Genomic DNA, 19,671 nt, shown 5'->3' on the forward strand with positions numbered 1-19,671 from the left:
ACGCGAGGTCAACGAGCGCAGCCGTGGAGAGCGGCTGTCAATCGGTTGGCCGCAGTCGCCAGCCGCTACGCCGGACCACGCCTGATCATCACCATCTCGGGATCGGTCGGCTTCGTCCTGGGCGTGGCCGCCGCATCCTCACCCACCTGACTCCTCCCCGTCACGCATCCAGGCTCCCCGCCCGTGACGAGGGAGGCGCCCGCCGCCGGAAGCGGTGGGCACCCCGTCCGGCTGCCTTCTTCGCAAGGGTCCAGCAGCCGGACGGGCCCAACTCCGCAGCATCCGCAGCGGAGTCCACTGAAAACGGTAAGGGAGAAAACGATGAACGTGGACGAGCTGTTCACCGGCGACCTGATCACCGGAGTCCCGGCCATCGAAGCCGCGCTGCTCGACAAGATGCCGGGCGGCGGCGACAACAACGGCGACCACTGCAGCAAGTGATCCACGGCTGAAGCCAGGCGGGCCGGGGCCGTTCGTGGCCCCGCCCCGCCGCACGACGTCGGAAAGGTACGACATGCTGTCGATGCGTCTGCGCCTGGCCGATCTCCAGGAGCCCAAGTGGAGATGGGAAGGCGGCCGTTGGATCAACGGACAGAGCTGGATCGAACCTGCGAACGTGTCCACGTTGGTCATGGAGGTCAACGACGACCAGGCACCACGCGTACGGGTCCGCGTGCAGGAGTGCAAGCGGGGCGACGCCGACTTCGTCGCGCTCACCATGGGGCCGGGGAAAGCCCGTCTGTCGGCGGGTGTATCCGGCACTGCCCCGCTCTATCTGACACAGAAGGCCGGGGAACTGCACGCCTCGTGGGATCTGACACTGCTGCGTCCGCATCTGCAGGCCGACCGGCTGGTGCCGCGCGTTGTCGCCCGCACGCTGACGAGGCAGCACCGCTACACGTCCGAGACGCTCTTCGAAGGCGTCTACCGTCTTACCGAGCGGGCAGCGGCCACCCTCACCCCTCACGGACTCGACATTCACTACCCCGAGCCCGCCGAACACGTACTTGAGCCACGCACGGTGCGGCCCGGCGTCGATCCACTCGCCGCTCTGGACGAGGTGCTGACCGACGTGATCCGCCAGGCGCCGACGGCAGCCGGATGCGTGGGTGTTGAGCTGTCCGGTGGCGCGGACTCCGGGAACGTCGCCCTGGCAGTGAAAGCAGCCCGCTACCCGGAGGTGTACAGCTTCGGCCTGCTGGTAGGAGGGAGCACCGGCAGGCAACAGAGCGAGCGGCGCCGGGCCCTTGTGGAACACTGCGGCTTCCAGGACACGGCCACCCCGGCCATGTACCATCCACCCTTCTGTCCCGGAGGCGTGCGCGCTCTGCGCAAGCCGCACGATCCGGCGGGCGCCTTCTACCAGGAGGCGTTCGACGTCGTACGCGAGCAGGCAGCCGCCCGGCGGTGCGAGGTCATGTTCACGGGCAGCGGCGGAGACGAAGTCAACGCCCACCACTCCAGGACACAGGCCGAACTGCCGACGCCGCACCCCGTGCCGTGGCTCGGCAACAGAGCAGTCCGAGCGCTCGCCGAAGTCAACAAGTACCTGGCCCCCATCCCAGTGCTGCCCGTACCGACCCTGATGGCGTTCGGGATGCACAACCCCGGATTCCTGCGGGCCGGAATCTGGCCGGTGAGCCCGCTCGCCCACCCCCGGATCGTGCGGTTCATGGAGCAATTACCGCACGAGCACAAGCGCGGCAAGGCGCTGTTCCGCGAACGGATCAGACGGGCCGGGCTGCCCGAGTGGGTAGCCGCGCCGACCGAACCGGAGAACTTCCTGGCCATCCTGGAGAAGGGTTTACGTTCCTACGGCTTGCCGGTCCTGGACGACATGCTGAAGGAGTCCATCCTGGTGGACCTCGGCTACGTTGACGGCAAGGCCCTCGCCAAGGCGCGGAGGAACGCCGACTCCGCGCCGGTCGTCCCCGATCTGCTGTGCGATGTACTCGCCCTGGAGGCCGGACTGCGAAGCCTCGTGTGACCAACCCCCCATACGGAAGCCGAGCACGTGGAAGCCACCAACCTCCTGTACCGCGATCCGGTGCTCTACGACATCGTCCAGTCCGACAGCACGAGCGCCGGAATGTGCCAGGCCCTGATCGAGCTGCACCAGCCGGACGCCCGGACCCTGGTCGACTTCGGATGCGGTACCGGCCGCGACCTGGAGGTCCTCGCCAAGCGCTTCGAGTGCATCGGCGTAGACCTCCAGCCCGGCCTGGTCGACTACGCCCACCAGGCCCGGCCGGAGCTGGACATCCGCACCGGCGACATGCGCACCGCACGACTCGGCAAACGCATGGACGTAGTGACCTGCATGGGCAACAGCCTCGCCTACGTTCACGACAACAACGACATCAGCCAGGTGTTCGCCACCTTCGCCGCCCATGCCCAGCCGAAAGCGCTGCTCGTGCTGTGTTCCCCCATCGCCCCGATCACCCGGACCGAGCCGACCACGGCCACGGTCGACACCCCGAGAGGCCCCGCCACCGTCACCATCCGCCACACGTGGAACCTGCGGACCCAGATCAACACCATGCACCGACACTGGGCGCTTCCCTCGGGTGACGAGGCCCGAGACGAGATCCGCAGACGCGTCCTGTTCCCCCAGGAGCTCGAACGCTACGCGGAAGACGCCGGCTTCGAGGTCCTGGACATGAACGACGGCACAGGGACAGGGTTTACCGGCCCCACCGCGTACACCGTTGCCCGATACACCCGTGATGACCGACGGGGCTGGAAATGGCATCAGCACCAGCCCCCGACTCCTGACGGCAGTAGCGACGGCAACAACCACGGATTTCCCCGCACAACCACGGACACCAGCGGAACGAAAAACACTCGCTGACCAGCGAAGAAGCGTGGGGTGGACGTCGTCCCGGTTCGCGGAGCCGTAGACGTGGAGTCCCACAGCTGCCCGGAGCCGGTCGAGCAGGCGCGCCGGCCAGTCCGGCCGGCGGGCCCCCTGCCCCTTCAGCTCGCCGACGAAGATCCCCTGTAGCTCCTCGTCGAGGCCGTGCCCGAAGAGGGGGATCAGATATCCCTCCTGCTCGTACCGGACGCAGCCGAAGCCGCCGCCCTGGACCTGGTAGACGACACCGGTCGGGGCCGCCACGATCACGAACACCCAGCCCCGGCCGGTGCCCGAGCCGTCGGGTCGAGGTAGACGTACCGCCGCTTGCCGTCCGGTTGAGCCATGCAGGAGAGCGTGGCACAGCCGGAAGGGAACTGTCCCCGTCGTTGTGGTCGTCCTCCGTTGTGATCATGAATGTGCGGCCCTGACCAGGCCGGCACCGACGGGGGAGACGAGACGTGTTCGAGGCTGTGTTCCGTGACGACCACGGGTTCCTGGGCGGGCTCGCCGTCGTCGCGGCCGTGCTAGGTGCTGCGGCCTGGTGGGGGGCCCGACGGCGGCGGGCCGAGCACGCCTTCTGGTGGTTCCCGTTCGTCTTCTGTCTCACCGGCGTACTCGGGGTCACCCTCGCGCTGCGGACCGGTGAGGGCGGCGGTGCCGCCGAGTGCGTGGTCAACCATGAGATCGCCGAGCCCTTCCACACCACCCAGGGACTGTGGAACCTGGCCATGTTCGTGCCGGTCGGGTTCTTCGGGGTGCTCGCACTGCGGCGGCCGGTGCCGGTGCTCGCGGGAGTCGTCGCACTGCCCTGTCTCATCGAACTCGCCCAGGCCCTCGGGCGGTTCGTCAGCGGCGTCTGCGACAGCGCCGACGTCGAGATGAACGTGTGCGGCGGGCTGGCGGGGCTGGCCGCGGGGCTCCTGGCGGTGCGCGGGAGGGTCGCCTGGCGTGCCTGGGCCAGGCGCACCCTGGTGCTGGCCGGGGCGCTCGGCGTGCTCGGAGCGGGCACGCTCCAGACCGCGGTCACCCTGACCCACGTCGACGGCTCCAGTGTCCGCGACGCGGACGGTGACGAGCGGGCCGTCGCGGAGCGGGTCGTGCGGCAGGCCTCCGGCGACCGGTACCGGGTCCGGAAAGTGCAGATCAGCCCTGGCATCGACGGTTACAACGGCCAGATGTACATCCATCTGGCCGGAGGGGGCTCGGCGGATCTGATGTGGCCCGGAGGGCGCCGGCTCGACGTCGACTTCGAGGACGCCTCGGGTCCCGGTCTCGCCGTTCCCGGCACCGCTGCGCCGCACGACGCCGAGGACGCCTTCCGCATAGCCCGCTCCTACATGCGCGCCCACTACCCCTGGGCCGAGTCGGCCTCCTGGCACGCGACGCGGCCGGCCGGCGAGGAGCAGGGCGGGGGCGGATGGACCACCTCGTGGCGGTTCAAGGAGCACGGGGTGTCCATGCCCCGCAGCCTCGACGTGCGGATCGACCGGACGGGCCGCGTCCACGGGCTCCTTGCCGACTTCGGGCCCAGGCACGTGGCCCTTCCGGCCGGACTGGTCTCGGCGCGGCAGGCCGAGGAGATCGTGCGGCGGCAGGAGCGGAACAGCGGTGCCGACGTCGCGAGCCTGCGGTACCACGCCCGTGAGCTGACCGCGGAGCGCACCAAGGGCTATCGGGGGCCCTGGCGCGCGGTCTGGCACGTCGAGGTGGCCCGCCCGGACTGCAGGCCGGACGCGGACGGGGACGGGTGCGAGCCGTACGACGTCGAGGTGGACGCCGCGACCCGCCGGTCGGCCGGGTGATCCGCCACCGGTCTCCGAACTCCTGCCCTGCGAACATGCGTACAACCATCCATCGCCCCGGCGAGTCCATCCAGTCAGCGCACGGGTGCGCTCAACGGCGTTCAGGGGGACGCCCGTACGACATTCAAGGGGAACTTTCCATGACTTACCGGACATCCGGCCGGGCCGGGGTGCTCGCGGCTGCGCTCAGTGCCGCGCTGCTCATACCCGCCGTCACCGCGGCCACGCCCGCCGCCGCGGCCGCGCCCACCGTCAGCTGCACGTCCGCCAAGGCGGGCCTGGCGGACAAGCTGAAGAAGGACATCACGGCCGCGCTGGCGAACCGCAAGGGCACGGTCGCCGTCGGCCTGTACGACCGCAGCACCAAGACCACCTGCACGCTGCGCGCCACCAGCGCCTACGACTCGGCCAGCACGGTCAAGGTCACCGTGCTCGCCACGCTGCTGTGGGACGCGAAGAAGCACAACCGGTACCTGACGAGCACCGAGCAGTCGCTCGCCAAGGCCATGATCACGCAGTCCGACAACACCGCCACCAGCAAGCTGTGGAAGCAGCTGGGCATGGCGAAGATCAAGGGCTTCCTGTCGGCCGCGGGCATGACGAAGACCGTGCCGGGCGCGAACGGCTACTGGGGCCTGACCCAGGAGAACGTCAACGACGAGCAGAAGCTGCTCAAGCTGATCACCGCGAAGAACAGCGTGCTCAGCGACAACGCCCGCGCCTACATCCTCAAGCTGATGGGCCAGGTCGTCTCCTCGCAGCGCTGGGGCACGCCCGCCGGCGCCCCGTCCTCCGTCGCCGTGCACGTCAAGAACGGCTGGCTGCAGCGCTCCACGCACGGCTGGCGGGTGCACAGCCTGGGCACCTTCAACGGCGCCGGCCACGACTACGTGATCAGCGTGCTGACGCAGGACAACAGCACCATGAGCTACGGCGTGACCACCATCCAGAACGTCGCCAAGGCGATCCACAAGGACCTGGTGCCCACCACGTCCGGGGTCACCCGCTACACGCCGACCAGCCGGCCCAGCGAGGCGTTCGTCGCCGTGCCGCAGCAGGGCTGAGGCCCGGGCCCGGGCCTCGCGGCCACCGTCGCGAGGTCCTGACACCATCCTCCTGATTGCCCGAACTCCCGTTCCTGCGAACATGCGTACAGCCGTCGTCCGTCCCGGCCGCCGCGCAGGCGGTGCGGGGACGCGTCCGACGGCATCCGCAGGACGACCGAACGACGTTCAAGGGGGAAGCTCTTCATGACCCACCGGATATCCGGCCGCGCCGGGGTGCTCACGACCGCCCTCGGTGCCACGCTGCTCGTCTGTGCCGCCGCCCTTCCGGCCGCGGCGGCACCGACGGGCACCGTCAACTGCACGTCCGCCAAGGCGGGTCTGGCCGACAAGCTGAAGAAGGACATCACGGCCGCGCTGGCGAACCGCAAGGGCACGGTCGCCGTCGGCCTGTACGACCGCACCGCCGGCACCACCTGCACGCTGAACGCCGCCACCGCCTACGACTCGGCCAGCACGGTCAAGGTCACCGTGCTCGCCACGCTGCTGTGGGACGCGAAGAAGCAGAACCGGTACCTGACCGACACCGAGGACGCACTCGCCACGGCCATGATCACCCAGTCGGACAACGACGCGACCAGCACGCTGTGGAAGCAGCTCGGCGTGGCGAAGATCCAGGGCTTCCTGACCGCGGCCGGCATGACGAAGACCGTGCCGGGCGCGGACGGTTACTGGGGTCTGACCCAGGAGAACGTCACCGACGAGCAGAAGCTGCTCAAGTTGATCACCGCGAAGAACAGCGTGCTGAGCGACAAGTCCCGTGCCTACATCCTGAAGCTGATGGGCCAGGTCGTCGCGGACCAGCGCTGGGGGACCCCTGCCGGTGCGCCCTCCTCCGTCGCCGTGCACGTCAAGAACGGCTGGCTGCAGCGCTCCGCGCACGGCTGGCGGGTGCACAGCCTGGGCACCTTCAACGGCGCCGGCCACGACTACGTGATCAGCGTGCTGACCCAGGACAACAGCACCATGGACTACGGCGTGACCACCATCCAGAACGTCGCCAAGGCGATCCACAAGGACCTGGTGCCCACCACGTCCGGGATCACCCGCTACACGCCGACCAGCAGGCCCAGCGAGGCGTTCGTCGCCGTGCCGCCGCGGGGCTGACGCTTCACGAGGCGGTCTCCCGTACGTCACCGGCGAGTTCTACGGTGACGGTCATGCGCCTGAGAACTCTGCTCGCCGGACTCACCGCCGGCCTGGCGGCGGCCACCTGCCTCACCGCCGGGCCGGCCGCCGCCAACCCGCCCGGTAACCAAGCCTGTTCATCCCGCGTCCTCCTCGACCGCTTCTCCGACGCGCTCGACAAGACGACGTACGACGGCACCTTCGTCGGCAACTTCTCCGCGCTCGCGGCGGACCGGGACGGCTCGCTCCTGGCCCTGGCGGACCGCTCGTCCCTGTTCCGGCTGGACGCCCGCACCCTGAAGCCCGAGGCGGTCGTCCGCCTCGCCGACGAGAAGGGCGCCGACCTCGACTCCGAGGGCCTCGTCATCGACCGGCCGTCCCGGGCCCGCTCGGCCCGGCGGACTCCCGTCGGCACCCTGCTCGTCACCTCGGAGACCGAGCCGTCCGTCCGCCGCTACTCGCGCACCGGCACGCTCCTCGAGCGGCTCCCGGTGCCGCCCTCCCTCCAGGTCGCCCCGGCCGGCCGCGCCACCGCCAACCAGACCTTCGAGGGCCTGACCCTGCTGCCCGGCGGCCGCACCCTGCTGGCCTCCATGGAGTACGCCCTCGCGGGCGACTCGGCCGGCATCGTCCGCTTCCAGACCTGGGAGCGCCACGAGGGCCGCTTCGAGCCCGCCGCCCAGTACGCCTACCGCACCGACACCGGCCTCGGCGTCCCCGAGGTCCAGGCCACCCCCGACGGCCGCCTGCTGGTCCTGGAGCGCGGCTTCACCGCCGGCGTCGGCAACACGGTCCGCCTCTACCTGGCCGACCCCCGCCACGCCACGGACACCAGCACCACCGAGCACCTGACGGGCCAGCCGGAGGTCCGCCTGATCAGGAAGACGCTCCTCGCGGACATGGTCACCTGCCCGTCCCTGGGCGCCACGGCCAGGCAGCCGCAGCCGAACCCCCTGCTGGACAACATCGAGGGCATGACGGTCACGGGCCGTGACCACAGGGGCCGCCTGAAGGTCCTCCTGGTGAGCGACGACAACCAGAACGCGGCCCAGACGACCCGTTTCCTCTTCCTCCGGGTGCGGACCTGACTCCGGTGCGACAGTCCGGTGCGACAGCCGGCCCGAAGGGGCGCGGGGCACCGCGCGGGAACCTCGGCGAAGCCGCACCCGCCGGGGCGGCCGTCCCCGATTGTTGCGGCGGGATGAAATCACCGCCCCAGAACGTTGGTGTCTTCCGGTAGAGCATGACCGGAACCAGGAGGCAGCGGCGTGGCAACGCAACGGGGATGGGCAAGACGACTCGCGAAGTACGCCTGGCGCTACCCCACGGACGTGACCCTCGCTCTGGGCTCGTCCCTGGCCGGCATGGCCGTCATGGCCGTCGTCCCGCTGATCACCAAGGTGATCATCGATGACGTCATCGGCGGCCACACCCGTTCGATGGCCCCCTGGGCCGGCGCCCTCATAGGCGCCGCCGTCCTCGTCTACGCCTTCACCTACATACGCCGCTACTACGGTGGCCGGCTCGCCCTGGACGTCCAGCACGACCTGCGGACCGAGATGTACGGCACGATCACCCGGCTGGACGGCCGCCGCCAGGACGAGCTGTCCACCGGGCAGGTCGTCGGCCGGGCCACCAGCGACCTCCAGCTGATCCAGAGCCTGCTCTTCATGCTCCCGATGACCGTCGGGAACCTCCTGCTCTTCCTGATCTCCCTGGTGATCATGGCGTGGCTGTCGCTGCCGCTGACCCTGGTCGCCCTGGCCGTCGCCCCGGCCCTCGCCTGGATCGCCCGGCGCAGCCGCAGCAGGCTGCACCCCGCCACCTGGTACGCCCAGGCCCAGGCCGCCGCCGTCGCCGGGGTGGTCGACGGCGCGGTGAGCGGCGTTCGCGTGGTGAAGGGCTTCGGGCAGGAGGAGCAGGAGACCGGCAAGCTGCGGGAGGTCGGCCGCCGCCTCTTCGCGGGACGCCTCCGCACGATCCGCCTGAACAGCAAGTACACCCCGGCCCTGCAGGCCGTCCCGGCGCTCGGCCAGGTCGCCATGCTGGCCCTCGGCGGCTGGCTCGCCGTCCGCGGGCACATCACGCTCGGCACGTTCGTGGCCTTCTCCACCTACCTCGCCCAGCTGGTCGGCCCGGTCCGGATGCTCGCGATGGTCCTCACGGTCGGCCAGCAGGCCCGGGCCGGCACCGAGCGGGTCCTGGAGCTGATCGACACCGAGCCGGCCCTGCGGGACGGCACCAAGGAACTGCCGCCCGACGCGCCCGCGACGGTCGAGTTCGACGACGTGTCCTTCGGCTACGACCGAGCGAGCAGCCCCGTCCTCGAAGGGCTCAGCTTCGAGATCCGGTCCGGCGAGACCCTGGCCGTCGTCGGCTCCTCCGGCTCCGGCAAGTCCACCCTCTCCCTGCTCCTGCCGCGCTTCTACGACGTCACGCACGGTGCCGTCCTGATCGGCGGCCACGACGTGCGCGAGCTGACCCTGGACTCGCTGCGGGCCGCGATCGGCCTGGTCCCTGAAGATTCGTTCCTCTTCTCCGACACCGTCCGCAGCAACATCGCCTACGGCCGCCCGGACGCCACCCAGGAGGAGATCGAGGCCGCCGCCCGCGCCGCCCAGGCGGACCGTTTCATCACGGAGCTGCCGGACGGCTACGACACCAAGGTCGGCGAGCACGGCCTCACCCTCTCCGGCGGCCAGCGCCAGCGCATCGCCCTGGCCCGCGCCCTGCTCACCGACCCGCGGCTGCTGGTCCTGGACGACGCCACCTCCGCCGTGGACGCCCGGGTCGAGCACGAGATCCACGAGGCGCTGAAGCACGTGATGCAGGGCCGTACGACCCTGCTGATCGCGCACCGCCGCTCCACGCTGAACCTCGCCGACCGCATCGCCGTCCTGGACGGCGGCCGGCTCGTCGACGTCGGCACCCACGAGGACCTCCAGCAGCGCTCGGCCCTCTACCGCCGCCTGCTCACCGACCCCGACGAGCTGGGCGGCGTCTCGCCGGGCCACGCCGAGCCCGCCGTGCCGAGCGAGGACACCTCCGTCCGGGAGGAGCTGGACGCCGAGTTCGACGCCGAGCGCGGGGTCACCCCCAGGCTGTGGAACGGTGACCGCGCGCCCAAGGACCAGGCCCTGACCGGCACCCCGGCCACCCCGGAACTGCTCGCCCAGGTCGAGGCGCTGCCCCCGGCCACCGACACCCCGGACATCGACGAGGCCCGCGCGGTCCGCCCCGAGGACTCCTACGGCCTGCGCCGGCTGCTGCGCGGTTTCGGGCTGCCCCTGCTGGTCAGCCTGGCGCTGGTCGCCGTGGACGCGGGCGCGGGCCTGCTGCTGCCGGTGCTGATCCGGCACGGCATCGACTCGGGCGTGTCCGAGATGGCGACCGGCGCGGTGTGGACGGCATCCCTGCTCGGCCTGCTGACCGTGCTGGTGCAGTGGGTGGCGCAGACCGGCGAGACCCGGATGACCGGCCGTACCGGCGAGCGTGTGCTGTACGCGCTGCGGCTGAAGATCTTCGCGCAGCTCCAGCGGCTCGGGCTCGACTACTACGAGCGCGAGCTGACCGGCCGGATCATGACGCGGATGACGACCGACGTCGATGCGCTGTCGACGTTCCTCCAGACCGGACTGGTCACGGCGTTCGTCTCGGTCGTCACGTTCTTCGGGATCATGGTCGCCCTGCTGGTGCTCGACGTACAGCTCGCCCTGGTCGTCTTCGCCACCCTGCCCCCGCTGGTCGTGGCCACCTTCTTCTTCCGCCGGGCGAGCGTGAAGGCGTACGAACTCGCCCGCGAGCGCGTCTCGACGGTGAACGCCGACCTCCAGGAGACCGTGGCCGGGCTCCGGATCGTGCAGGCCTTCCGGCGCGAGCGGGACGGCGGGCGGCGGTTCGCCGAGCGCAGCGACGGCTACCGCAGCGCCCGCATCCACGGCCAGTGGCTGATATCCGTCTACTTCCCGTTCGTGCAGCTGCTGTCCTCGGTCGCCGCGGCGGCCGTGCTGATCGCGGGCGCCGGCCGGGTGGAGGCGGCCACCCTCACCACCGGCGCGCTGGTGGCCTACCTGCTCTACATCGACCTGTTCTTCGCCCCCGTCCAGCAGCTCTCCCAGGTCTTCGACGGCTACCAGCAGGCCACGGTCTCGCTGGGCCGCATCCAGGAGCTGCTGCGCGAGCCGACCTCCACCGAGTCCGCCGAGGAGCCGCTCGGCGTGCGGTCCCTGCGCGGTGACATCACCTTCGAGGACGTGCACTTCGCCTACGGCGAGGACGAGGAGGCGCTGACGGGCATCGACCTGACGGTCCCGGCGGGGCAGACGGTCGCCTTCGTCGGCGAGACCGGCGCCGGAAAGTCGACACTGGTCAAGCTGGTCGCCCGGTTCTACGACCCGACCGGCGGGCGGGTCACCGTGGACGGCACGGATCTGCGCGCCCTGGACCTCACCTCGTACCGGCACCGGCTAGGGGTCGTCCCGCAGGAGGCGTACCTCTTCCCGGGCACCGTCCGGGACGCCATCGCCTACGGCCGGCCCGAGGCCACCGACGCCGAGGTGGAGGCGGCGGCCCGCGCGGTCGGCGCGCACGAGATGATCGCCACGCTGGAGGGCGGTTATCTGCACGAGGTCGCCGAACGCGGGCGCAACCTCTCGGCGGGCCAGCGCCAGCTGATCGCCCTGGCCCGCGCCGAGCTGGTCGACCCCGACGTCCTGCTGCTGGACGAGGCCACGGCCGCCCTGGACCTGGCCACCGAGGCACAGGTCAACCAGGCCACCGACCGCCTGGCCGGCCGCCGTACGACCCTCGTGGTCGCCCACCGGCTGACCACGGCCGCCCGCGCGGACCGGGTGGTGCTCATGGACCACGGCCGGGTGGCCGAGGACGGCACGCACGAGGAACTCCTCGCCCGCGACGGCCGGTACGCCGAGCTGTGGCGGACCTTCGTGGGCCGGTCCGAGCCGGAGGAGCCGGTCGGCGTGTCCCGCTGAGGGCCTTGCGGGGCCCGGGCGGGGGCACCCCGTCGGCACGTACCGCTGACGGTCGTGCAACCATCCGACATATGTCGTGCGTCCGTACATCAGTACGGGCACGGGGGAGTATGACCGCGGCACGGGGAGGACGAAGTGGACAGTGGTGCGATACGCCGGCGGCTGGCGTTCGGTGCGGCCGTGCTGGCCGCGTCCGGGGCGTTGGCGTTCACGGCGGCGGGTACCGCCCAGGCCGCCACGGCCGGCGGCTGTGCCGGGCGCGAGGTGCGGACCCTGCCGTTCAGAACCGGCGTCACCCACGTCTACAAGCACCACGGCTTCGTCTGTGCCGTCACCCTCGCCAAGCACCCGGGCCGCACCCAGACCATGTCGGTCAGCGTGCAGGCCCGCGGCAACCTCCCGGTCGTCGACAAGGGCCGCTACAAGCACCACGCCGGCCCGGTGACCGTGAACGCGGGGCACCGCTGCGTCTGGATCAGGGGCTCGGTGGGCCGGTCCACGGTCAGTTCCGGCTGGATCCTGTGCTGAACGGTTGATCCGGAGCACTCAATTCCCTCTGGTGTGGCAGCAGTTGCTGGGATAGCTTCCGGCGCACGTCTGTCTCACAGGGGAGAGTGCGCATGCGCAAGGCGCTCAGATGGCTGCTGGCGCTCACGGTCTTCATAGGCACGCTGAGCACAGCGGCCGGCGCGGCCACCGCCGCCGAGCCCACCGACATCAAGGACAGGCTCCTGTCGATACCCGGCATGAGCCTGGTCCAGGAAAAGCCGTATCCCGGCTACCGCTACTTCGTCCTGAACTACACCCAGCCGGTGGACCACCGCCACCCGGACCGGGGCACCTTCCAGCAGCGGATCACCGTGCTGCACAAGGACACCAGCCGCCCCACCGTCTTCTACACCAGCGGCTACAACGTCTCCACCACGCCCTCGCGCCGCGAGCCCACCCAGATCGTGGACGGAAACCAGGTCTCCCTGGAGTACCGCTTCTTCACCCCGTCCCGCCCCGCCCCGGCCGACTGGTCCAAGCTCGACATCTGGCAGGCGGCCAGCGACCAGCACCGCGTGTTCCAGGCCCTGAAGGGCGTCTACTCCGCCAACTGGCTGGCCACCGGCGGCTCCAAGGGCGGCATGACGGCCACCTACTACGAGCGGTTCTACCCGCGCGACATGGACGGCGTCGTCGCGTACGTCGCCCCCAACGACGTGGTGAACCACGAGGACTCCGCCTACGACCGCTTCTTCACCCGGGTCGGCACCAAGGAGTGCCGGGACCGGCTGAACGCCGTCCAGCGCGAGGCGCTGGTGCGCCGCGAGCCGCTGGAGAAGAAGTACGCGGCGTACGCGGCCGGCAACGGCTACACCTTCGACACCATCGGCGGCCTGGACAGGGCGTACGAGGCCGTCGTCCTGGACTACGTGTGGGGCTTCTGGCAGTACAGCCTGCTGAAGGACTGCGACACCGTCCCGGCGGACGCGGCCACCGCGAGCGACGACGAGATCTGGAACTCGGTCGACACCATCTCCGGTTTCTCCGCCTACACCGACCAGGGGCTGGAGACCTACACGCCGTACTACTACCAGGCCGGCACCCAGCTCGGCGCACCGACCATCCACTTCCCTCACATCGAGCGGAAGTTGATCCGCTACGGCTACCAGCCGCCGCGCAACTTCGTGCCCCGTTCCATCCCGATGCGCTTCCAGCCGCAGGCGATGCGCGACGTGGACACCTGGGTGCGGCACCACGCCACGCACATGCTCTTCGTCTACGGCCAGAACGACCCGTGGGGATCGGAGCGCTTCCGGCCCGGCGCGGGCGCCCGTGACTCCTACGTCTTCACCGCGCCCGGCATGAACCACGGCGCGAACGTGGCGGGTCTGGTGGCGGACCAGAAGTCCCTCGCCACCGCCCGCATCCTGCGGTGGGCGGGTGTCTCCCCGGCCGCCGTGGCCCAGGCGAAGCCGCTGGCCGCGTACGACGCGCGGCTCGACGGCCGGGACGTGGAGCGGGAGCCCGCGCTGCGGCCCTGACCGGACCGGGCGGGCCCGTCGCTAGTACGTCAGCCCGTGCCCGATCCGGTACAGCACCCGCGTGGGATCGTCGGCCCGCTGCACCGGGACCGGCAGCTTCCCGCGCGGTGCCACCCGGCCGGCGATCACCCGTGCGGCGGCGCGCAGTTCGACGTCCGTCCAGCAGTACGTGGCCAGGACGGCCCGGGCGGAAGGGAGCTGCGCGACGTCGTACGGGTTGCGGACCGCCACCACGACCACCGGCTTCCCCGTCGCCAGCAGACGGTCCACCAGGGTCCGCTGGGCACTGCCCGCCGTCACGTTGTACGTGCCCACGACCACCGCGTCCGCGTCCTGGGCGGCCGCGACCGCCTTGCCGATCGTCGTGGCGGAGGGCGCGGTGCCGGTGGACAGGGCCGTGGTGATGAAGCCGAGGCCGGTGAGGGCGGCGGCCAGGACGGCGGTGGGCGGTCCGGTGGTGCCGGACGGCGAGGCCGGGTCGGCGCCGACGACCAGCAGCCTGCCCTCCCTGCGGTGGTCGAGGGGCAGCAGGTCGCCCTCGTTGACCAGCAGCGTCGTGGTGCGTTCGGCGATGCGGCCGGCGGCGGCCAGATGGGCCCGGGTGCCCACCGTGCGGTCGACGTCCCCCGGGTCGGCGTAGGGGTCGCGGAAGAGTCCGAGCCGGGCCTTCAGGCGCAGGATGCGCAGGATCGATTCGTCCAGGCGGGCCTCGGTCAGCTCGCCGCCCTGCACGGCCCTGAGGACCGCCTGCCAGGCCACGTCCAGCCTGGGCGGGTTGAGCAGCTGGTCCACGCCGGCCTGCAGCGCGAGCACGGGCACCCGGTCGTCGCCGTACTTGGTGCGGACGCCCTCCATGCCGAGCGAGTCGGTGATCACGACCCCGTCGTAGCCGAGTTCGCCGCGCAGGATGCCGGTGAGGACCGGGTGGGAGAGCGTGGCCGGGTCGCCGGAGCCGTCCAGCGCCGGGAACTGGATGTGCGCGGTCATGATCGAGTCGATGCCCGCCTCGATCGCGGCCCGGAACGGCACCGCGTCCAGCTTCTCCCACAGCTCCCGGCTGTGGGTGATGACCGGGAAGCCGTAGTGGCTGTCGACGGCGGTGTCCCCGTGGCCCGGGAAATGCTTGGCGGTGGCCGCGACCCGGGACGCCTGATAGCCCTTCACCTCGGCGGCGACCAGTTCGGCGACGGCCTCCGGGTCGGCGCCGAAGGAGCGCACGCCGATGACCGGGTTGGCCGGGTTGACGTTCACGTCGGCGTCGGGGGAGTAGTCCTGGTTGATGCCCATCGCGCGCAGTTCGGCGCCGGAGATCCGGCCGAGGGTCCGCGCGTCCGCCCGCCGGCCGCCCGCGCCGATCGCCATCGCGCCCGGGAAGAGGGTCGCGGGCCTGCCGACCCGGCAGACGGCGCCGTGCTCCTGGTCCGTGGCGATGAGCGCGGGAAGACCGCGCGGCTGCTCCAGGGAGGCCCGCTGGATGCCGTTGGACAGGTCCGCGATCTGCTGCGGGTCGCGGGTGTTGTGCGCCCAGGTGAAGTAGATGATGCCGCCGACGCGGTACTTCGCGATCAGCTCGGCGGCGGTGCGGACGCCGATCTCCTTCAGGTTGGCGTCGACGTCGGCCTGGTCGGGGGCGGTGGCGGAGTGGCCGTAGACCCGCATCACGAAGAGCTGGCCGACCTTCTCCTCCAGCGTCATCCCGGAGACCAGGGCGCGCAGCCGGCGTTCGTCGGGAGCGCCGGGCGCGGCGGCGTGGGCGGTCGTCGGTACGGTCAGCGCGGCGGTGAGTCCCGCGCCGGCGGCGAGGACGGCGCGTCTGGACGGCCGTGCGGTGTTTCCCGTGCTTCCCGTGCTGGTGTCGTGCACGTGCGCTCCTTCCAGAGGAGAACCGCTGAAGGAAACTTCCGAGGAGTCACCAATATCCGGGAAGTTTCTTTCCGTCAAGGGAATGCACAGTAACCACGAAGGGCCTGCCGCCCGCGCATTCCGGTGGGCGCGTCCAGCTCCTGGACATGCGTGACCGGACCCCGGACGAGCCGCCATCATGCGGCCATGCCCGCAGTCGACATCCCCGGATCCAAGTCCATCACCGCCCGCGCGCTCTTCCTCGCGGCGGCGGCCGACGGCGTCAGCACCCTCGTACGTCCCCTGCGCTCCGACGACACCGAGGGCTTCGCCGAGGGCCTCACCCGGCTCGGCTACCGGGTCGGCCGTACCCCCGGCACCTGGCAGGTGGACGGCCGCCCGCAGGGACCGGCGCACGCCGAGGCCGACGTCTTCTGCCGGGACGGCGCCACCACCGCCCGCTTCCTGCCCACGCTGGCCGCCGCCGGCCACGGCACCTACCGCTTCGACGCCTCCCCGCAGATGCGCCGCCGCCCCCTCGGCCCGCTCACCCGCGCCCTGCGCGACCTCGGCGTCGACCTGCGGCACACGGAGACCGAGGGCCACCACCCGCTCACCGTGCACGCGGCCGGCGTCGAGGGCGGCGAGGTCGTGCTGGACGCCGGCGAGTCCTCCCAGTACCTGACCGCGCTGCTGCTGCTCGGCCCGCTCACCCGCACCGGCCTGCGGATCCGGGTGAGCGAGCTGGTGTCGGCGCCGTACGTGGAGATCACCCTGGCGATGATGCGGGCGTTCGGCGTGGACGTCGTCCGGGACGGCACGGTGTACGAGGTCCCGGCCGGCGGCTACCGGGCCACCACCTACACCGTCGAGCCCGACGCCTCCACCGCGAGCTATTTCTTCGCCGCGGCCGCCGTCACCCCCGGCCGCGAGATCACCGTGCCCGGCCTCGGCACCGGTGCGCTCCAGGGCGACCTGCGCTTCGTGGAGGTGCTGCGGCGGATGGGCGCGCACGTGGAGGTGGCCGAGGACCGCACGACGGTACGCGGAACGGGGGAACTGCGCGGCCTCACGGTCAACATGCGGGACATCTCCGACACCATGCCGACGCTGGCCGCCATCGCACCGTTCGCCTCGGGGCCGGTGCGCATCGAGGACGTGGCCAACACCCGGGTGAAGGAGTGCGACCGCCTGGAGGCCTGCGCGGACAACCTGCGGCGGCTGGGCGTGCGGGTGGCGACCGGCCCCGACTGGATCGAGATCCGGCCCGGCACGCCCGCCCCCGGGACCGGGATCAAGACCTTCGGCGACCACCGCATCGTGATGTCGTTCGCCGTCACCGCCCTGCGCACACCGGGCCTGACGTACGACGACCCCGGCTGTGTCCGCAATACGTTCCCCGGCTTCCACGAGGCCTTCGCGGCACTGCCCGACGCCGGTTGACGAACGCCGGCAGCCCTCCGCGGCACTGCCCGACGCCGGTTGACGAAGACCGGCAGCCCTTCGCGGCACTGCCAGACGCCGGTTGACGAGGGCCGGCAGCCCTTCGCGGCCGGCGGCCGGCACCGGATCCCCCTCGGCCCCCGGCCCGCTCACGGCACGTCAGGCCGCCGATCGGTGACGTGCCCGGCCTACGCCGCCTCGCCCAGGAGCCGCAGCAGGTGGTCCCGGCCCGCGCGCAGGAGTTCCGGCAGCGGGGCGGCCTCCTCGTGCCAGCGCTTCTCGTACTCCCAGCACAGCCAGCCGTCCCAGTCGTGCCGGGACAGGACGTCCACGCACTCGGCGAGCGGCAGCACGCCTGCGCCGAGCGGCAGCGGGCTGCTGTCCTCGGCCGATGCGATGTCCTTGACCTGGACGTATCCCAGATGCGGGGCGAGCGCCGCGTAGCTGTCCGACGGCTGCTCGCCGCCCAGCCAGGTGTGCATCACGTCCCACACCGCCCCCACCTGACGATGGCCCACCGGGCCGAGGACCCGGATCACGTCGGCGCCGGTGCGGTGCGAGTCGTGGGTCTCCAGCAGGATCCGCACGCCGAGCGCGGAGGCGTCCTCCGCGGCGGTGCCGAGCCGCCGGGCGGCGATCGCGTCGGACTCCTCGCGGGACCGGTCCGGGTCCGCGCCGGGGAAGACGCGGACGAAGGGCGCGCCCAGGTCGTGGGCCAACTGGAGGAGGTCGCGGATCTCCGCCAGCACGGGCGCGTCCTCGCCGTCGGCGGCGACGCGTGCGTACCCGGCGAGACTGAGCACCGCCACCCCGGCCTCCTTGAACAGGGCCGCGGTCCCGGCGCGTTCGTCCGGGGTCAGGCCCGGGTGCACCGGTTCCTCGGGGTGGGCGCGCAGCTCCACGCCGTGGTAGCCGTGGGCGGTCGCGAGTGCGAGGACCTCCGGGACGGGCAGGCCGGGGACACCGAGTGTGGAGAACGCCAGCTTCATGAAAACGGACCGTACCCCTCAGTCGCCGGGTCCATGCGGCTCCGGCCGCCGGTCCTGGCCGGCCGGGTCCCGGCCGAAGGCGCGGTGGGACGTCCCGGTGACGCGGGCGAAGCCCGGTCGCGCGGCGAGGCGAGAATCCCCCGAACGGTCCGTGCGGCCTCGGCCGGCCGGGTCCCGTTCCTGGCCGGGCATCACACCTGAACGCGTAGGTCCGCACCCGCCGGTGCACGGGGTGCTGCGGCGGATGCGGCGGATGCGGCGGTGTCCGGCTGTGCTCGCTCTGATCGGGTCCGGCCTCGCCCCCTGGCGGCTCCCCGTGTCCGCGCCCTCAGGAAGCCCGCGGCACCCCGGTGGACCCCCGCACCATCAACTCCCCGCGCACGGAGGCGATCCCGCCGGGGGGCTGCTCCTCGCGGCCCATGGCGATGCGGCCGGCCCGGGCGCCCGCCTCCGCCAGGGGGAGGCGGACCGTGGTCAGGGACGGCACCGCGTCGATGCTGAACGGCAGGTCGTCGAAGCCGGCCACCGAGACGTCCTCGGGGATGCGCAGGCCGGACTCGCGCAGGGCGGCGCAGGCGCCGAGGGCGACGGAGTCGTTCGCGGCCACGATCGCCGTCAGGGAGGAATCGCGGCGCAGGAGTTCCAGCGTCGCCTCGTAGCCGGACCGGCGGTCGTAACGGCCGTGCACCGTCCGGCGCGGATCGTCCTCGATGCCCGCCGCGGCGAGCGCGGCCCGGTGGCCCTCCAGGCGGTGCCGGGTGGTCGTGCGCTCCCCGGGGCCGGCGATGTAGCCGAGCCGGCGGTGGCCGAGGCCGACGAGGTGCTCGGTCAGCGCCCGCGCGCCGCCCCGGTTCTCGAAGGTCAGGGCGGCGGACCCGGTGTCCGGCGCCGGCGGGCGCCCGCACAGCACCACCCGGGTCCCGGCCTGCGCCAGCTTGCGCAGCTTCGCCGCGACGGCCTCCGCGTGCGCCGTGTCCTCCACGGCCCCGCCGGTCAGCACGACGGCCGCGGCCCGCTGCCGCTGGAGGAGGGTGAGGTACGTCAGTTCGCGCTCGGGGGAGCCCCCGGTGTTGCAGACGACGGCGAGGCGTTCGCCGCCGGCCCGGCCGCCCGGCCCGCCGATCTCCGCCTGGATCGCGCTGGCCATGATCCCGAAGAAGGGGTCGGCGATGTCGTTGACCAGGATGCCGACCAGGTCGGACGTGGCCGCGGCGAGTGCGCTGGCGGGGCCGTTGAGGACGTAGTCCAGCTCGTCCACCGCCCGCAGCACCCGCTCGCGGGTGGAAGCGGCGACCGGGTAGTTGCCGTTCAGCACGCGCGACACCGTCGCGGGGGAGACCTGGGCGCGGGCCGCCACGTCCGCCAGGGTCACCGTCATGTCGTCGTCCTTAGGTCGTGCATCGTGTCGTACGCCCTCGTAGACAGCCGGGCATGCGTCCTGGTTCCGACAGACCCTAAGGCCATGGCCCCGAGTTGTTCGCCCCCTCGAACACCTCGATGGGGACACTGTCTTGTACGGACAGGT

The 19,671-nt window shown here is 71.7% G+C and carries 12 protein-coding genes and 2 pseudogenes; 10 read left to right on the plus strand and 4 right to left on the minus strand.

The window, feature by feature from the left end; translation table 11 throughout:
* The first annotated feature begins 514 nt into the window (after positions 1 to 514).
* Both JK359_RS00835 and JK359_RS00840 read left to right on the plus strand, forming a co-directional pair.
* Positions 515 to 1,987, plus strand: a complete 1,473-nt coding sequence (locus tag JK359_RS00835; protein WP_201830539.1) for an asparagine synthase-related protein — start codon at positions 515 to 517, stop codon at positions 1,985 to 1,987.
* 27 nt (positions 1,988 to 2,014) lie between these two features.
* Positions 2,015 to 2,722: pseudogene (locus tag JK359_RS00840) on the plus strand (class I SAM-dependent methyltransferase); the annotation flags it as partial.
* A gap of 243 nt (positions 2,723 to 2,965) precedes the next feature.
* Here JK359_RS00840 and JK359_RS38715 read toward each other — a convergent pair.
* Positions 2,966 to 3,130: pseudogene (locus tag JK359_RS38715) on the minus strand (DUF6210 family protein); the annotation flags it as partial.
* A gap of 185 nt (positions 3,131 to 3,315) precedes the next feature.
* Between JK359_RS38715 and JK359_RS00845 the strand changes: the two are divergent.
* The 7 genes from JK359_RS00845 (at position 3,316) to JK359_RS00875 (ending at position 13,872) form a co-directional block, all read left to right on the plus strand.
* Positions 3,316 to 4,659 carry a VanZ family protein gene (locus JK359_RS00845; protein WP_307787917.1) on the plus strand — a complete coding sequence of 448 codons (1,344 nt, stop codon included), beginning with the start codon at positions 3,316 to 3,318 and terminating at the stop codon, positions 4,657 to 4,659.
* 140 nt (positions 4,660 to 4,799) lie between these two features.
* A complete protein-coding gene (locus JK359_RS00850; RefSeq protein ID WP_201830543.1) occupies positions 4,800 to 5,723 on the plus strand; it encodes a serine hydrolase in 924 nt (307 codons plus the stop codon).
* 186 nt (positions 5,724 to 5,909) lie between these two features.
* The gene (locus JK359_RS00855; RefSeq protein WP_201830545.1) at positions 5,910 to 6,830 is read left to right on the plus strand and encodes a serine hydrolase; all 921 of its coding nucleotides are present in this window, start codon (positions 5,910 to 5,912) and stop codon (positions 6,828 to 6,830) included.
* Between the two features lie 53 nt (positions 6,831 to 6,883).
* Entirely contained in the window at positions 6,884 to 7,939 is a 1,056-nt protein-coding gene (locus tag JK359_RS00860) for an esterase-like activity of phytase family protein (RefSeq protein WP_201830547.1), read from the plus strand.
* A gap of 180 nt (positions 7,940 to 8,119) precedes the next feature.
* Positions 8,120 to 11,842 carry an ABC transporter ATP-binding protein gene (locus JK359_RS00865; protein ID WP_201830549.1) on the plus strand — a complete coding sequence of 1,241 codons (3,723 nt, stop codon included), beginning with the start codon at positions 8,120 to 8,122 and terminating at the stop codon, positions 11,840 to 11,842.
* 135 nt (positions 11,843 to 11,977) lie between these two features.
* Positions 11,978 to 12,370 (plus strand): hypothetical protein, encoded by a 393-nt coding sequence (locus JK359_RS00870; protein WP_201830551.1) that lies wholly within the window; start codon positions 11,978 to 11,980, stop codon positions 12,368 to 12,370.
* Between the two features lie 92 nt (positions 12,371 to 12,462).
* Positions 12,463 to 13,872, plus strand: coding sequence for a S28 family serine protease (locus JK359_RS00875; RefSeq protein WP_201830553.1), 1,410 nt, complete (start codon positions 12,463 to 12,465; stop codon positions 13,870 to 13,872).
* Positions 13,873 to 13,893: 21 nt separating this feature from the next.
* Here the strand turns inward: JK359_RS00875 and JK359_RS00880 are convergent, their stop codons facing one another.
* Positions 13,894 to 15,735, minus strand: coding sequence for a glycoside hydrolase family 3 protein (locus JK359_RS00880; protein WP_201830555.1), 1,842 nt, complete (start codon positions 15,733 to 15,735; stop codon positions 13,894 to 13,896).
* 186 nt (positions 15,736 to 15,921) lie between these two features.
* Between JK359_RS00880 and aroA the strand changes: the two genes are divergently transcribed.
* The gene (aroA, locus tag JK359_RS00885; RefSeq protein WP_201830557.1) at positions 15,922 to 17,157 is read left to right on the plus strand and encodes a 3-phosphoshikimate 1-carboxyvinyltransferase; all 1,236 of its coding nucleotides are present in this window, start codon (positions 15,922 to 15,924) and stop codon (positions 17,155 to 17,157) included.
* Between the two features lie 188 nt (positions 17,158 to 17,345).
* Here the strand turns inward: aroA and JK359_RS00890 are convergent, their stop codons facing one another.
* Together JK359_RS00890 and JK359_RS00895 are read right to left on the minus strand one after the other, a co-directional pair.
* Positions 17,346 to 18,146 (minus strand): sugar phosphate isomerase/epimerase family protein, encoded by an 801-nt coding sequence (locus JK359_RS00890; RefSeq protein WP_201830559.1) that lies wholly within the window; start codon positions 18,144 to 18,146, stop codon positions 17,346 to 17,348.
* 328 nt (positions 18,147 to 18,474) lie between these two features.
* Positions 18,475 to 19,524: a LacI family DNA-binding transcriptional regulator gene (locus tag JK359_RS00895; RefSeq protein ID WP_201830561.1), complete on the minus strand. Its 1,050-nt coding sequence runs from the start codon at positions 19,522 to 19,524 to the stop codon at positions 18,475 to 18,477.
* Between the last annotated feature and the right edge of the window lie 147 nt (positions 19,525 to 19,671).

The organism is Streptomyces actinomycinicus, from assembly GCF_016741775.1.
Taxonomy (GTDB): Bacteria; Actinomycetota; Actinomycetes; order Streptomycetales; family Streptomycetaceae; genus Streptomyces; species Streptomyces actinomycinicus.

Excerpts from the sequence above, each read along its gene's own strand:
- JK359_RS00835 (WP_201830539.1), top strand. The coding sequence starts at position 515 with ATGCTGTCGATGCGTCTGCGCCTGGCCGATCTCCAGGAGCCCAAGTGG.
- JK359_RS00850 (WP_201830543.1), top strand. The coding sequence starts at position 4,800 with ATGACTTACCGGACATCCGGCCGGGCCGGGGTGCTCGCGGCTGCGCTC.
- JK359_RS00855 (WP_201830545.1), top strand. The coding sequence starts at position 5,910 with ATGACCCACCGGATATCCGGCCGCGCCGGGGTGCTCACGACCGCCCTC.
- JK359_RS00860 (WP_201830547.1), top strand. The coding sequence starts at position 6,884 with ATGCGCCTGAGAACTCTGCTCGCCGGACTCACCGCCGGCCTGGCGGCG.
- JK359_RS00875 (WP_201830553.1), top strand. The coding sequence starts at position 12,463 with ATGCGCAAGGCGCTCAGATGGCTGCTGGCGCTCACGGTCTTCATAGGC.
- aroA (WP_201830557.1), top strand. The coding sequence starts at position 15,922 with ATGCCCGCAGTCGACATCCCCGGATCCAAGTCCATCACCGCCCGCGCG.
- JK359_RS00890 (WP_201830559.1), bottom strand. The coding sequence starts at position 18,146 with ATGAAGCTGGCGTTCTCCACACTCGGTGTCCCCGGCCTGCCCGTCCCG.
- JK359_RS00895 (WP_201830561.1), bottom strand. The coding sequence starts at position 19,524 with ATGACGGTGACCCTGGCGGACGTGGCGGCCCGCGCCCAGGTCTCCCCC.